We start from the raw sequence: 14878 nt of genomic DNA, 5'->3' as shown, positions 1-14878 counted from the left end.
ATAAGTTTCAGCTGAGCTTGACCACACCGGAGCGGCCGACGACGCAGTTGCGGCCGCTCTTCTTGGCTGCGTAGAGCCTGCCGTCGGCAGCCGTCAGCACGGCGGTGAAATCGACGCCGTCCTCATCGGCAGTCGCAACGCCGATACTGACCGTTACCGGCCTGTCATCCGGCGTCTTGACGCTGGTCGCGATCGTCCAGCGCAGGCGCTCGGCAAGCAGCAGACCTTCCTCGTGGTCGGTGCCCGGACAGACGGCAACGAATTCCTCGCCGCCGAAGCGGAAGACGCGATCGTTCGAGCGCAACGTCGTGCCCAATCGGGCGGCGATCGCCTTCAGCACCTCGTCGCCCTGGAGATGACCGTAGCCGTCATTGACATCCTTGAAGTGATCGGCGTCGATAATGAGGACGGTGGCGAATGACCCCTGCTTCAGTGCCTCGAGCAGCATCAGCGGCGCTTCCATTTCCATGCGCGTCCGATCGTAGACACCGGTCAGCATGTCGCGGCCGGTGCGCTCCAGCAGATCGTTGTAGCGCTCGCGGAACGTCAGGTCGCCGAACACGTCGCTGATCGAACGTGCGGACCCGGCTGCGCCGATACGGCGAATACGATACTCATAGACTGCGAACATCGCCGCGTAGAGGCAGACAGCAAGCATTTTCGCCTTCCATCCGCCCCAGAAGGCGGCGATCGGCACATCCAGGAAGTAATGCAGCGCCGCGAAGAAGCCGATCTGGTCGAAGGTCAGCAGCACGAAGCCGGAAATCAGGAAACGCAGGACCACGCGGCGGCGGAAGAACTCGCCGAGTTTTTCGTAAAGCAGGATGATGCCGAGTGAATCGACATAGAGCAGCGCCGTGCCCCAGACCATCAGCCAGCCCATCTCCTTGAGGAAATCGACGTCGGGTGTGTGGCCGGTCGACATCTGCAGCGGCTGGTGCACTTGCAGCACCCAGGCAATACCGACGGTAAGCAGGTTGCCGAGGAACAGGCCGTAGATCGGCTGGCGCACCGTCGCCGCATCTTCCTGCAGGTAGAGCATCAGGATCATCATCAGCTTGCCGGAGAAGAAGACGGATGAGCCCGGCGACACATCCCCGAACGGCAGCGAGACATAGAAGACCGCCGCCAGATAGGTCTCCATGAAATGCATGACGCCGAGCGCCGTCAGGAAAACCCCGAGACCGAGCCGATGACGGAAATGCAGAAGCGTTACCATCAGCACGAAATAGGCGATGGCTTCGACGACGAAGAGAAAGAGGTTGACTGTCTCCATCATGAGACCGCGGCTCCGGACGTTCGGCCTCCTGCTGGCGCGGCGATCGCGACAGCGAATCCTTTGGTCAATCGTCCGAAACAGTCAAACACGAGGGTGTCCTGCAAATCCTGCAGGCGATACCTTTCACCGCAATCCTTTAAGATTGCGTGAGTGAGATTGCGCCCGCCGGAGGGCACCCGGGTCACACACAGGAATAGTTGCAGCCGGTATCAAGGACCTATGCCCGGATCCCGATTCAAACCTGACGGAGCTTCTCGCCGTCGCCAAAGAGCGACGAACCATGCTGATCGATGATCTGCTGCGCCTTGCGCACCGTGCATTCGAGCGCGTCATCGGAGGAGGAAAACAGATCGGCGCGGATGAAATTGCGCACCAGCACCTCGTCGCCGACCTTCTTTTCGATGCGGCCGGCAAGGCGATACTGGCCGCCTTCCTTGCGTGGCTCGGCATAGATCGTGCAATCGCCGTAAAGCTGCGGCTCGCCGGAAGGGCCTGCCGCCTCCGAAGCCGGTTTGCCGCCGCCGGAGAACATCGAAAAGATATTTGAAATGAACGAAGCCATGCTCCGCCTTTAGCACGACCGTATCGCTGTCGCCAAGTCAAATGATCAGATTGGCGAGGATCTCGTTTTCGGTAATATCCTCGTAACCCATGCCGGCTGCTTCGAAATTTCCGATCAGCCGAGCGAAATTCTCAGGCGCCTTGGTTTCGATGCCAATCAGGATCGAGCCGAAGTTGCGCGCCGATTTCTTCAGATATTCGAAGCGGGCGATATCATCGTCGGGGCCGAGCAGATTGAGGAAGTCCCGAAGCGCGCCGGGGCGCTGGGCGAGCCGCAGGATGAAGTATTTCTTCAGCCCTGCGTAACGCATGGCTCTTTCCTTTACGTCAGGCAGACGCTCGAAATCGAAATTGCCGCCGGAGACGACAGCAACGATGGTCTTGCCGCGGATCGCTTGGCCGTCCATCGCGGCGATCGCCGTCAGTGACAGCGCGCCGGCCGGCTCCAGCACGACGCCCTCGACATTCAGCATTTCCTGAATGGTGACGCAGATGGCGTTCTCCGGCATCAGTTGCACTTGGCTTGCAGGGAACTCACGAAGAGCGGCGAAATTGAGGTCGCCGATGCGGGCGACGGCTGCGCCATCGACGAAATTGTCGACCTTGGCAAGCGTCGTCACCTTGCCCGCCTCGATGCTGCGCTTAAGGCTCGGCGCGCCGGCTGGCTCAGTGAAGACAAAAGCCGATTTCGGCACCGTGCCGTCGAGATAACCGGTGATGCCGGCGGCAAGTCCGCCGCCGCCAACCGGCAGGACGACCATGTCCGGCACGGTTCCTTCCGGCAACTGCTGCATGATTTCGGCGGCGACGGTTGCCTGGCCTTCAATGATGTCGGCATGGTCGAAGGGCGGCACCATGACGCCGCCGACCGCCTCCACATGTTCGCGGGCGGCCTGGTAGCACTGGTCGAAGAAGTCGCCGAACAGCCGGATGGTGATGAATTCAGCGCCGAACATGCGGGTCTTGTCGATCTTCTGCTGCGGTGTCGTCACCGGCATGAAGACGACGCCCGGCACGCCGAAATGGCGGCAGACGAAGGCAAAGCCCTGGGCGTGATTACCGGCCGAGGCGCAGACGAAGGTCTTGCCAGCAGCACCCTGCCCGATCGCCTTGCGGAAGAAATTGAAGGCGCCGCGGATCTTGTAGGAGCGCACCGGCGACAGATCTTCGCGCTTCAGCCAGATGTCGGCCCCGTAGCGGACCGAGAGGTGATCGTTGAGCTGCAGCGGCGTTGCCGGAAACAGGCTGCGCATTGCCTCTTCGGCGCTTTCGACATCAAGTCTCGTCACGGGTATGGTCCATTCTCATGATTACAGCGCCGCGCGTCTTTTCAGACGCGCAAAGGACGCTGTAACACTTTCAATTGCTGCATAATTTTATCCTTAAATCGATTCCGATTTAAGGAATTATGCAGTCGCCACTGCCGCTATCGCATAGGCCGACCGGCAAAAGAAAGCCCGTTTCGGCCATTTCCGGTTCGCTCCCGGGAAAGCCATTCTTAAGCCAATTGCGAAATCGGCGGCAGATGAACTGATTTTAACTGTCAATGAAAAGCCAGGCCATTAATATGAAGCCATGATGATCTTCAAATTCGCAAGACCGCTCGCCTGGCTTCTGCTCGCCTTTATCCTCTTCGTCACGGTTTCGCCGATCGGGCTGAGGCCGGAAACGGTCACGACGGTCGATACCGACCGCGGGGGCGCCTATGTTCTCGTCGGCCTCGCCTTCGCGCTCGCCTATCCCAAACAGTGGAAGACGGTGGCGGTGCTGCTGATTGCCGGTGCAGTCGCCATCGAATATCTGCAGTATCTCGCACCGACACGCCATCCGCGCCTGCACGATGCCGGCATCAAGGCCGCGGGCGCAGCCCTCGGACTGCTGGCTGGCTGGGTGATCAACAGGTGGCGCGAGACCAAAGCGCCAAACACGCTTCCGCTCACGGAGCGATGATCACTATCAGGAACAGACCGTACATAATCCCGAAAATCGAATTCGGGATCTGTCTAGGGATCGAAAGTAATAGAGCGTCCTTAGCGCGTCTTTTTAGACGCGCTAAGGACGCTCTAGAAACCGCGCAAATGCATTGCCCAGAAGAACAGCGGTATCGCGGCTATCGCAGTCCCCAGAACAAGTGCGACACTGGTCTTGAAGATGCGGATGCGCCGAACCTTAGTTCCACTCCAATCGTAAACCATCGTCTTACTCCCACAAGACAACCCTTACTCAACTGTCGCGGCGCAATCGTTACGCCGGAAATTCCTTTGTCAAGCGATAACTTGCTTTTATGCACAATATACAAGCAGATTCAATACAGGCATATTCAAACAGGATTATGAAGGTGGTGCGGGCGACGGGGGTCGAACCCGTACAGCCAAGGCCGAGGGATTTTAAGTCCCTTGCGTCTACCAGTTTCGCCACGCCCGCTTGCGGCATTTTCAATATCTTGCGTCATGGGTGATTGGAAGAGCCGTGAGGCTTAAAAATCATGCCTGTTTTGCCGGCCAGCACCGACGAATGATCGGCCAGGCATTTCCCTCCCGAAAGACCTCGCCGATGAAGGCTGCCCAGTCTCTTGTGGGAAAAAACAGAAAAGGCGCGGCGAGCCCCACGCCCGCCGCGCCTTCATCATTTCAGCGTCAAAGATCAGGCGAGCTTGGCGGCAAGCTTGGCGACATAGGCGCCCTGGTATTTCGCGCCTTCCAACTCGATCTCGGAAGGCTGGCGCGAGCCGTCGGCGTTGGTGATGGTGGAAGCGCCGTAAGGCGAGCCGCCCTTGACTTCCTCGGTGCCCATCTGGCCCTGGAAGGCATAAGGCAGACCGGCAACGACCATGCCCTGGTGCAGGAAGGTGGGGATGAAGCCGAGGATGGTCGATTCCTGGCCGCCGTGCTGGGTTGCCGAAGAAGTGAAGACCGAACCGAGCTTGCCGACAAGTTTGCCGGCGAACCAGAGACCGCCCGTCTGATCCCAGAAATTGCGCATCTGCGAAGCGACCGTGCCGAAGCGGGTGCCGGCGCCGACGATGATCGCGTCATAGTCCGCCAGTTCGTCGACGGTGGCGATCGGAGCCGCCTGGTCGACCTTGTAATAGGAGGCCTTGGCGACGTCTTCCGGAACCAGTTCCGGAACGCGCTTGACGGTGACCTCGGCACCGGCCGACTTCGCGCCTTCGGCGACCGCATAGGCCATGGTTTCGATATGGCCGTAAGCCGAATAATAAAGGACGAGAACCTTCGCCATCTTCTATCTTCCTTGAAATATCGAGTTGAATTCGTGCCCGACGCGATTTCTATCAGCGCGCCTGGGCGAACACAGCCCTGCCCTCAAGAACTCAGTGTTCACCACCCGGAGACCAAAATTCGCTTGCGGTTTTCATTTCGGCAAAAATGACGCATCGCCCGAGTTAAAGAGTTAGCGCATGATGTCGTCCGAAAACCGCCTGCACTTTTCGGCATCATGCTCTGGTGTTTGCAAAGCGAGCGAACGGCGCTACCTATTCCCCAGCCTCACATCACGGAACATCCCATGAGCCAAGACATCGTCGTCACCGCCGCCATGCTCGCCATCGGCGACGAACTTCTCTCCGGCCGCACCAAGGATAAAAATATCGGCCATCTCGCCGATTTGCTGACGCTTTCCGGCATCGATCTCAAGGAGGTGCGCATCGTCGCCGACGACGAGGAGGCGATCGTCGAGGCACTGAACGCGCTTCGCGGCAAATATGATTACGTCTTCACCTCGGGCGGCATCGGGCCGACGCATGACGACATCACCGCCGATGCCATCTCCAAGGCTTTCGGCGTACCCTGCGAATATGACGAAACAGCAATGACACTGCTTGCCGAGATGTACCGCCGCCGCGAGATGGAATTCACCGAGGCGCGCCAGCGCATGGCGCGCATGCCGCGGGGCGCTGCGCATATCGCCAATCCGGTCTCGACGGCGCCCGGCTTCATCATCGGCAACGTCTATGTCATGGCCGGCGTGCCGCAGGTCTTTCAGGCGATGGTCGACAATGTGCTGCCGACGCTTCGAACCGGCACGCCGGTGCTTTCGCTCGTCATCGCCTGCCCTTACGGCGAAGGCGAGATCGGCACGCCGCTGACCGCGATCCAGAAGGCACATCCGGAAACCAGCATTGGTTCCTATCCACGCTATATTGGCCAGAAATTTTCGACCGAGATCGTCGTACGCGGCCGCTCCCAGGCAGCAATCGATGCGGCCGGCGCCGAGGTGCAGGCGATGATCGACGCCATCCGCCAAAGAAGGGACATCGCCGAAAACCATTCCGCCGAGGCTTGAAGGCAAAGCCGGAACTGGAGGCCATCCTTGATCCCTATCAAGGAACAGGAGAACGGTCCGGCGCATTCCTTCCATCGCGCAAGCCATTTCAGCGCAAGGAGAATTGATATGTCTTACAAAACCATTCTCGCCATTCTCGATACAGCAGACAATAGTACCGCGGTCGCCGATTTCGCCTTTGCCATCGCCGCTGAAAGCGGCGCCCATGTCATCGGCCTTCATGCCGAAATCATCTCCGCCGTGCCGTTGGTGGCGCCGATGGAAATCCCCGATCCTGTTGCCGTGCAGGCGCTGCAGGATATGGCGCATAGCGAAACGATCGCCGTCGAGCGTATTTTTCGCGCGAAAGCGGAGGCATCCGGGGGCTCCTCCGAGTGGCGCAGCTTTGCCACATCAACCGGTTATGGATCGGCACCGCTGATCGAAAGTGCGCGTAGCGCCGACCTCCTGATCGCCTCGCAGGCCGATCCGGCCAAACCTTCCGACAGCCACGTCGACGTCGACAGTTTCCTTTTCGAAACCGGCCGGCCGGTGCTGATGATCCCCTATATCATTCGCCAGCCGAAGCCGATCAAGCGCGTGCTGATCGCCTGGAACGGATCGAAAGAGGTGGCGCGCGCAACCTTCGACGCACTGCCGATCCTCAAAGCCGCTGACGAAGTGGAGATCTTTTCGGTCGATCCGGCCGACACGGCGCTGCAATCGCCGCTGACCGCTGGCGCCGACATCGCCGCGACGCTTGCGCGTCATGGCGTGAAGACGACGCTTTCGACGGCCCAGAGTGTGGATAAGAGCGCATCGCATGTCATCGAGAACCGGCTTTCGGACAGCAGCATCGATCTTCTCGTCATGGGCGCCTATACGCATTCCTGGCTCTGGCAGATGATCTTCGGCGGCACGACCAAGACCTTGCTGCAATCGATGACGGCGCTGACCCTGTTATCGCGTTGATTGGCTGCTCTTGCCTTTTGCCGGCAAATCCCGCTAATTGCGGCGACCGATGACAGCTTCGAGCCTCGGCCCCAGCTCGCGCAGCTGCAGCTCGCGATCTCGCGCAGTTCCGGCTGCGCGATTTGCGTTTTGCCAATCGCCGCTTCAAGTCCATCCGGTCGCCGGCAAACGGCGTGTCGTTTTTTCATGCCGCGGAGCAGCCCGATGTCCCTTCCCGATAAAGCCTTTCCCGTTTCCTGGGATCAGTTCCACCGCGATGCGCGCGCCCTTGCCTGGCGGCTTGCCGGCTTGAATCAGACGTTCAAGGCGATCGTCTGCATCACCCGCGGCGGCCTCGTTCCGGCCGCGATCATTTCGCGCGAACTGAACATCCGGCTGATCGAGACCGTCTGCGTCGCTTCCTATCATGACTATGTGAACCAGGGCGACATGGTACTGCTCAAGGGAATAGCGCCCGAACTTATGGAGAATGGCGGCGAAACCGTGCTGGTCGTCGACGATCTGACAGATACCGGCAAGACCGCCGCACAGGTGCGCACCATGCTGCCGAGAGCACATTTCGCCTGCGTCTACGCCAAGCCGAAGGGCGTGCCGACCGTCGACACCTTCATCACCGAGGTAAGCCAGGATACCTGGATCTACTTCCCTTGGGACATGGGCTTCACCTATCAGGAGCCGATCGCCAAGGGCGCGCGCTGATCAACGCGCAGCCTTCGCATTTACCACTTGAAATTGTTCCAGATTTTGTCGGTGAGGTTTCCTGAATCCGCTATCGGGATCTGCACATCTATTTTATCTTATCCTAATAGACTGACGACGTGCGAATCCTGTCAAATTGCGCCTAAAGCGTGCAACGATCGATACGGTACAAGGAAACAAGATGGCGCGGTGGGGGCATATAAGAGCGGTTGTGACCGTCGGGCTGGCGGCCTTTCTGTTGCCGCTGGTGCCTGTCCGCGCTGAACCTGCCTATATTCCCCTCGTGCGCGACTACGTCGAGAAACGAATCCGGCCGATAGTGGAAACGCCGTTGGTGCTGAAAGCCATTGCCGAGCAGAACTCAAAATTCGGCAATGTCAGCGAAATGGATATGCGAGTGCTCGACGAGACCTACCGATCGGAGGTCGATCAGCACCACCTGCAGATGATCAAGCTGCTGCTCGACAAATCCGTGTCGCATTACCTGAGGGAAAAACAGGACGCCTCGCAGGGCGCGATTCTCGAATTTTTCGTCACGGACTCGCATGGGCTGAATGTAGGGCAGAGCACCATCACCGCCGACTACTGGCAGGGCGACGAGGAGAAATATCTCAAAACCTTCGCCAATGGCTCCCGCGAGATCTTCATCGACCGGGCGGAACGCAACGAATCCACCCAGAATCTCGAAACGCAGGCGAGCTTTGTCGTCATGGACAAAGAGAACAGGCGGATCGGCGTCGCCATCGTTACCATCGCCATCGATGCGCTTTAAAAGCATGTCGCGCAAAAGTGTGCAGCGGTTTTGCGACAACCACATGCGTAAGAACAAGAGCGCTGATTTCACCGGCGAATCGGCATGCCCATTTGCGCCGGAAATGCCATCACAAGATTTGCCGCAGGACGCTTTTTTGCCATTCCGAGGTTTTCCTTAGCCGGCAACACCTGCAAGCCATTGTAATATCAGCGCTCCCCGGCTTTCCCCAATCTCCACAGGCGCATCCACAACATGTTGTGGTTAGCAATCAATTAAAAGCCAGCCCTTGACGGAATCAGCTGTTTCAAACTTTACTGATCCTGATGTTGCGGCGGCGACAGGACCGGAGGTAACGAGCCCGGTTCCCTTTTGAAAATTAGGACGCGGAATCAGGGCGATGGACCGGGAACGGTTCAGGCCTGACAGGATTTCTGCGCGGTTTTCAGCCTCCAAAAAAAGTGACATCGGGGCTGGCGATAATAAGCTGTTAATACTATATTTAGCGTTTGCAGCCACCATCACCACAAGATACAGGAAGGACATCTCCGGATGACACCCCTGTCACAATACGGAAACGAGACTGGCTGCACGACGACAAAGTGCCGCCGGATAGAAATTTTGCGCCTGAGGTCGCGGGGACCAGGCGCCAACGCGAGGTCAAGACAATGCGCATCGAACGTCGTTTCACGAAGGCCGGCCAAGGCGCCTATGCGGATATCGAATTCCGCAAGGCGACGAGCGAGATCAAGAACCCCGATGGTTCGGTCGTGTTCCGCCTCGAGAATATCGACGTTCCGGCGCAGTTCTCCCAGGTCGCAACCGACGTGCTGGCGCAGAAGTATTTCCGCAAGGCCGGCGTTCCCACCCGGCTGAAGAAGGTCGAGGAGAACGACGTTCCCTCCTTCCTGTGGCGCTCCGTTCCCGACGATGCTGCGCTGAAGACCCTGTCGAAGGACGAGCAGACCGGCTCCGAAATCGATGCGCGCCAGGTCTTCGACCGCCTTGCCGGCACTTGGACCTATTGGGGCTGGAAGGGCGGCTATTTCTCCTCCGAGGAAGATGCCTCGGCCTTCAAGGACGAGCTTGCCTATATGCTCGCCACCCAGCGCGTCGCCCCGAACTCGCCGCAGTGGTTCAACACAGGCCTGCACTGGGCCTACGGCATCGACGGCCCTGGACAGGGCCATTTCTATGTCGATCCCTTCACCGGCAAGCTGACCAAGTCCAAGTCTGCCTACGAACACCCGCAGCCGCATGCCTGCTTCATCCAGTCTGTCGAGGACGATCTCGTCAACGAAGGCGGCATCATGGATCTCTGGGTGCGTGAAGCGCGCCTGTTCAAATACGGCTCCGGCACCGGCTCCAACTTCTCGATGCTGCGCGGCGAAGGCGAAAAGCTTTCCGGCGGCGGCCGCTCCTCCGGCCTGATGAGCTTCCTGAAGATCGGCGACCGCGCCGCCGGCGCCATCAAATCGGGCGGCACCACGCGCCGTGCCGCCAAGATGGTGGTCGTCGACATCGACCACCCCGATATCGAGGAATACATCAACTGGAAGGTCAAGGAAGAGCAGAAGGTCGCAGCTCTCGTGACCGGCTCGAAGGTCGTCGCCAAGCATCTGAAGGCGATCATGAAGGCCTGCTTCAATTGCGAAGGCGGCGATAACGGCGATTGCTTCGACCCCAACAAGAACCCTGCCCTGAAGCGCGAAATCCGCGCCGCCAAGAAGGACCAGGTTCCGGAAAACTATGTCCAGCGCGTCATCCAGTTCGCCCGCCAGGGCTACAAGGATCTCCAATTCAAGACCTACGACACGGATTGGGACTCGGAAGCCTACCTCACGGTATCCGGCCAGAACTCCAACAACTCCGTCTCGATCAAGGACGACTTCCTGCGCGCCGTCGAGAATGATGGCGAATGGAACCTGACCGCCCGCAAGGACGGCCGAGTGATGAAGACGCTGAAGGCCCGCGATCTCTGGGAAACCATTTCCTACGCTGCCTGGGCTTCCGCCGATCCGGGCATCCACTTCAACACAACGATGAACGACTGGCACACTTCGCCGGCCGGCGGCCCGATCCGTGGCTCGAACCCGTGCTCGGAATATATGTTCCTCGATGACACGGCCTGCAACCTTGCCTCGCTGAACCTGCTGCAGTTCAAGGACAAGGCCACCAAGCGCATCAACATCGCCGATTACGAACATGCGGTTCGCCTGTGGACCGTCGTGCTCGAAGTCTCGGTGATGATGGCGCAGTTCCCGTCGAAGCGCATTGCCGAACTCTCCTACGAATATCGCACGCTCGGCCTTGGCTACGCCAATATCGGCGGCCTGCTGATGTCGTCGGGCATTCCCTATGACTCCACTGAGGCCCGCGCCATTGCAGGGTCGCTGACTGCGATCATGACCGGCATCTGCTATGCGACCTCGGCCGAAATGGCTGCCGAGCTCGGCCCGTTCCCGAACTTCGCGCCGAACCGCGAGAGCATGCTCAAGGTCATTCGCAACCATCGCCGTGCGGCGCATGGCGAGAGCTCCGGCTATGAGGCGCTGTCGATCAACCCGGTCGCGCTGATCCATTCGGAAAACCCCGACCAGGATCTCGTCGCCCACGCCAAATCGGCCTGGGACAAGGCGCTCGAGCTCGGTGAACAGCATGGCTACCGCAATGCCCAGGTCTCGGTCATCGCGCCCACAGGCACGATCGGCCTCGTCATGGATTGCGACACCACCGGCATCGAGCCCGACTTCGCCCTCGTCAAGTTCAAGAAGCTTGCCGGCGGCGGCTACTTCAAGATCATCAACCGCGCCGTGCCCGACGCGCTGCGCACGCTCGGCTATTCGGAAAGCCAGATCGCCGAGATCGAGGCCTATGCCGTCGGCCACGGCAACCTGAACCAGGCGCCGGCTGTCAATCCGTCGACGCTGAAGACCAAGGGCTTTACCCACGAGAAGGTGGAAGCCGTCAACGCCGCGCTGAAGAGCGCCTTCGACATCAAGTTCGTCTTCAACCAGTGGACGCTCGGCGCCGACTTCCTGAAGGAGACGCTGAAGGTTTCCGACGAACAGCTCGGCGACATGAGCTTCAGCCTGCTCGACCATATCGGCTTCTCGAAGAAGGACATCGAAGCCGCCAATATCCATGTCTGCGGTGCGATGACGCTGGAAGGCGCGCCCTTCCTCAAGAATGAACATCTGCCGGTCTTCGATTGCGCCAATCCCTGCGGCAAGATCGGCAAGCGTTACCTCTCGGTGGAAAGCCATATCCGCATGATGGCGGCGGCCCAGCCGTTCATCTCGGGCGCGATTTCCAAGACGATCAACATGCCGAACGAGGCGACCGTCGAGGATTGCAAGAACGCCTACATGCTCTCCTGGAAGCTTGGTCTCAAGGCCAACGCGCTCTATCGCGACGGCTCGAAGCTGTCGCAGCCGCTCAATTCCTCGCTGATCGAGGACGAGGACGACGAGGATGCGCTGGAGGAACTGCTGCAGGCGCCCCTCGCCGCCCAGGCCGTCACCGTCACCGAGAAGATCATCGAGCGGGTGATCGAGCGTGTTTCCCGCGAACGCGAGAAGCTGCCGAACCGCCGCCAGGGCTATACCCAGAAGGCCGCCGTCGGCGGACACAAGGTCTATCTCCGCACCGGCGAATTCGGCGACGGCCGCATCGGCGAGATCTTCATCGACATGCACAAGGAAGGTGCTGCCTTCCGTGCGATGATGAACAATTTCGCCATCGCCATCTCGCTCGGCCTGCAATATGGCGTGCCGCTCGAGGAATATGTCGAGGCCTTCACCTTCACCAAGTTCGAGCCGGCCGGCATGGTCATCGGCAATGACGCGATCAAGAACGCCACCTCGATCCTCGACTATGTCTTCCGCGAGCTGGCCGTCTCCTATCTCGGCCGCCACGACCTGGCGCATGTCGATACGTCTGATTTCTCGAACACGGCACTCGGCAAGGGCATCCAGGAAGGCAAGACCAACCTGCTCTCCACCGGCTGGACCCGCGGCTACAAGCCGACGCTGGTCTCCGGCACCGGCGGCGAACGCCAGGCAGGCGAACCCAAGGGTGCGGCCACCGCCGCCCCTGCCCGCGCCACTTCCACCGGCACAGTGACTGCCTTTGCAGGCAGCGCGGCCCGCAAACTGGAGCCGACGATCGCCATCTCCACCTCGGAAATCGTCGCTTTCAAGCGCGATTACGAGGAGCGCGCGAAGGAATTGGCGGAAGAAATCGCCGAAGAGGTGACCGAGGAAATCACCAGCGACGCAACCGCCCTCTTCTCCGACAAGGCGGCAGCCGACGCGGCAACGGCGAAATCCGAAGCCAAGAAGCGGGAAGCCGAACGCCGCCAGCGCTCGATCATGCAGGGCTATACCGGCAATATGTGCTCGGAGTGCCAGAACTTCACGATGGTGAGGAATGGTACTTGCGAGAAGTGCGACACGTGCGGCGCGACGAGCGGGTGCAGCTGAGCAGGCGGTGGTTGTGTATGTGCCGCGCCACTAGGTTTGTCACTGCGCCACTGAAATGTCATTAAATCAGCGATTTAGAACGCTGATCAAAAAGTTTCCCGGCAGCTTCGACGGCCGGGAAAAGCCCAGAACAGACAGAGATTGATGCATCGGGGGTCCCGGGTCCCGATCCGCCGTTACGGTTTCACGCGATCGGGATGGGCCGCCTGGAAGGCGGGCAGTTCGGCGCATCTGCCGTCGATATCGACGATGCGTTTGAAAGCGGTCAACTCAACGCCCCAGCGGCGGGCGTTGTAGACCTGGGGAACGAGACAGAGGTCGGCCATCGTCGGCGCATCACCAAAGCTGAACGCGCCATCGGCTGCGCCGATCATGGCTTCCAGTTTGCGCAGTCCGTCGCTGATGAAATGCTTCATCCATTCCTCGCGGGCATCGGCCGTGTCAGTCATGGTCATCAGATGCGACACGACATGCAGGTTGCAGATCGGATGGATGTCCATGGCGACCGCATATGCGAGGGCGCGGACCTTCTGGCGATCGGCAATGTCAGATGGCAGCAATCCGCATTCCGGCCGGGTCTCGGCGACATATTCGATGATGGCCAGCGACTGCGTCAGTGTTTTCCCGTCGATCACCAATGTCGGCACGAGGCCCTGCGGGTTGAGCGCCAGATATTCCGGAGTCTTGTGTGAGCCGTCCAACAGGTTGATGGGCACGGTTTTGTAATCGATACCCAAGAGATTGAGCGCGATACGGACGCGATAGCTCGCTGATGATCGCCAGTAGTCGTAGAGAACGACCTCGTTCATTGCGGCCCGGCCCCGCTGTATTTTTCGACCGTCTGCTCGATCGCCCCGAAGATCGAATGGCCGGCCTTATCCTTCATCTCGATGCGGACCTGATCCCCGAACGTCATGAAGGGGGTCTTCGGCGATCCGGTCTCGATCGTCTCGATCATCCTGATTTCGGCGATGCAGGAGTAACCGCTTCCCCCCTCTTCCACCGGTTTTCCCGGGCCGCCGTTGAGCTTGTTGGAAATCGTTCCCGAGCCGATGATCGTGCCTGCAGCGAGATTGCGGGTTTTGGCGGCATGGGCGATCAGCTGGCCAAAATCAAAGGTCATGTCGATGCCGGCGTTGGCCTTGCCGAAGGCCTTGCCGTTCAAGCTGACGAGCAGCGGCAGATGCAGCTTGCCGCCATCCCAGGCATCTCCAAGTTCGTCGGGCGTCACGGCGACCGGGGAAAATGCCGAGGCCGGCTTGGACTGGAAGAAACCAAATCCCTTGGCCAATTCGTCGGGGATCAAACCGCGCAGCGACACGTCGTTGACGAGCATCAGCAGGCGGATGGCGCCGCGCGCAGTCTCCGGACTGGAACCCATCGCGACGTCGCCGGTGATGACGGCAACCTCGCCTTCCATGTCGATCCCGTAGGCCTCGTCTGCCATCACGATCGGGTCGCGCGGCGCAAGGAAAGCGTCCGAACCGCCTTGATAGATCAGCGGATCGGTCCAGAAGCTCGCCGGCATCTCGGCGCCGCGCGCCTTGCGCACCAGTTCGACATGATTGACGTAGGCGGAACCGTCGGCCCATTGGTAGGCGCGCGGCAAAGGTGACGTAGCGTCATGTTCGTGAAACCGGATCGTCGGCTGGGCGCCGGTCTCGATGCCTTCGGCAATCAACTGAAGTCTCGGAGCCATATGCTCCCAGTCATCGAGTGCTGCCTGGAGGGTCCGGGCAATGTGACCGACCTCGGAACAGCGGGTCAGGTCACGGGAAACGACGACCAGCCGGCCGTCGCGCGTGGAGTCCTTTAACGTTGCAAGTTTCATGTCCGAAATTCCGTGCCGGA

General features: G+C 59.8%; 13 protein-coding genes and 1 tRNA gene. 6 read left to right on the top strand and 8 right to left on the bottom strand.

The window, feature by feature from the left end:
- Nucleotides 1-7 precede the first annotated feature (7 nt).
- The 3 genes from B5P46_RS22350 to ilvA all read right to left on the bottom strand — a co-directional run bounded on the left by B5P46_RS22350 (nucleotide 8) and on the right by ilvA (nucleotide 3129).
- Nucleotides 8-1279, bottom strand: coding sequence for a GGDEF domain-containing protein (locus B5P46_RS22350; protein WP_129420647.1), 1272 nt, complete (start codon nucleotides 1277-1279; stop codon nucleotides 8-10).
- Nucleotides 1280-1514: 235 nt separating this feature from the next.
- Nucleotides 1515-1841 carry an HlyU family transcriptional regulator gene (locus B5P46_RS22345; RefSeq protein ID WP_003538786.1) on the bottom strand — a complete coding sequence of 109 codons (327 nt, stop codon included), beginning with the start codon at nucleotides 1839-1841 and terminating at the stop codon, nucleotides 1515-1517.
- A 37-nt stretch (nucleotides 1842-1878) separates the two neighbouring features.
- Nucleotides 1879-3129 carry a threonine ammonia-lyase gene (gene ilvA / locus B5P46_RS22340; protein ID WP_129420646.1) on the bottom strand — a complete coding sequence of 417 codons (1251 nt, stop codon included), beginning with the start codon at nucleotides 3127-3129 and terminating at the stop codon, nucleotides 1879-1881.
- Between the two features lie 286 nt (nucleotides 3130-3415).
- Between ilvA and B5P46_RS22335 the strand changes: the two genes are divergently transcribed.
- Complete coding sequence (locus tag B5P46_RS22335) at nucleotides 3416-3790, top strand: VanZ family protein (RefSeq protein ID WP_129420645.1); 375 nt, start codon at nucleotides 3416-3418, stop codon at nucleotides 3788-3790.
- 389 nt (nucleotides 3791-4179) lie between these two features.
- Here the strand turns inward: B5P46_RS22335 and B5P46_RS22330 are convergent.
- A tRNA-Leu gene (locus tag B5P46_RS22330) sits at nucleotides 4180-4264 on the bottom strand.
- 219 nt (nucleotides 4265-4483) lie between these two features.
- Complete coding sequence (gene wrbA, locus B5P46_RS22325) at nucleotides 4484-5080, bottom strand: NAD(P)H:quinone oxidoreductase type IV (protein WP_129420644.1); 597 nt, start codon at nucleotides 5078-5080, stop codon at nucleotides 4484-4486.
- Nucleotides 5081-5365: 285 nt separating this feature from the next.
- Here wrbA and B5P46_RS22320 point away from each other — a divergent pair, with 285 nt between their 5' ends.
- The 4 genes from B5P46_RS22320 (at nucleotide 5366) to B5P46_RS22305 (ending at nucleotide 8564) form a co-directional block, all read left to right on the top strand.
- On the top strand, nucleotides 5366-6142 hold the full coding sequence (locus B5P46_RS22320; protein WP_129420643.1) for a competence/damage-inducible protein A: 777 nt from the start codon (nucleotides 5366-5368) through the stop codon (nucleotides 6140-6142).
- 108 nt (nucleotides 6143-6250) lie between these two features.
- On the top strand, nucleotides 6251-7093 hold the full coding sequence (locus B5P46_RS22315; RefSeq protein WP_129420642.1) for a universal stress protein: 843 nt from the start codon (nucleotides 6251-6253) through the stop codon (nucleotides 7091-7093).
- A gap of 204 nt (nucleotides 7094-7297) precedes the next feature.
- Nucleotides 7298-7792 (top strand): xanthine phosphoribosyltransferase, encoded by a 495-nt coding sequence (gene gpt, locus B5P46_RS22310; protein WP_129420641.1) that lies wholly within the window; start codon nucleotides 7298-7300, stop codon nucleotides 7790-7792.
- 181 nt (nucleotides 7793-7973) lie between these two features.
- On the top strand, nucleotides 7974-8564 hold the full coding sequence (locus tag B5P46_RS22305) for a hypothetical protein (protein ID WP_129420640.1): 591 nt from the start codon (nucleotides 7974-7976) through the stop codon (nucleotides 8562-8564).
- Nucleotides 8565-8807: 243 nt separating this feature from the next.
- Here B5P46_RS22305 and B5P46_RS34555 read toward each other — a convergent pair whose 3' ends face one another.
- A complete protein-coding gene (locus B5P46_RS34555; RefSeq protein ID WP_164986537.1) occupies nucleotides 8808-9089 on the bottom strand; it encodes a hypothetical protein in 282 nt (93 codons plus the stop codon).
- 122 nt (nucleotides 9090-9211) lie between these two features.
- Here B5P46_RS34555 and B5P46_RS22300 point away from each other — a divergent pair, with 122 nt between their 5' ends.
- Entirely contained in the window at nucleotides 9212-13027 is a 3816-nt protein-coding gene (locus B5P46_RS22300) for a vitamin B12-dependent ribonucleotide reductase (RefSeq protein ID WP_129420639.1), read from the top strand.
- A gap of 176 nt (nucleotides 13028-13203) precedes the next feature.
- Here B5P46_RS22300 and maiA read toward each other — a convergent pair whose 3' ends face one another.
- Both maiA and B5P46_RS22290 read right to left on the bottom strand, forming a co-directional pair.
- Nucleotides 13204-13836 carry a maleylacetoacetate isomerase gene (gene maiA, locus B5P46_RS22295; RefSeq protein WP_129420638.1) on the bottom strand — a complete coding sequence of 211 codons (633 nt, stop codon included), beginning with the start codon at nucleotides 13834-13836 and terminating at the stop codon, nucleotides 13204-13206.
- Nucleotides 13833-14858, bottom strand: a complete 1026-nt coding sequence (locus B5P46_RS22290) for a fumarylacetoacetate hydrolase family protein (RefSeq protein ID WP_129420637.1) — start codon at nucleotides 14856-14858, stop codon at nucleotides 13833-13835. The genes maiA and B5P46_RS22290 overlap by 4 nt, the downstream gene beginning before the upstream one ends.
- Between the last annotated feature and the right edge of the window lie 20 nt (nucleotides 14859-14878).

This window comes from Rhizobium leguminosarum (genome assembly GCF_004123835.1).
In the GTDB taxonomy this organism is placed as follows: Bacteria; Pseudomonadota; Alphaproteobacteria; order Rhizobiales; family Rhizobiaceae; genus Rhizobium; species Rhizobium leguminosarum_M.
This window is presented reverse-complemented; position numbering and strand designations above follow the sequence as displayed.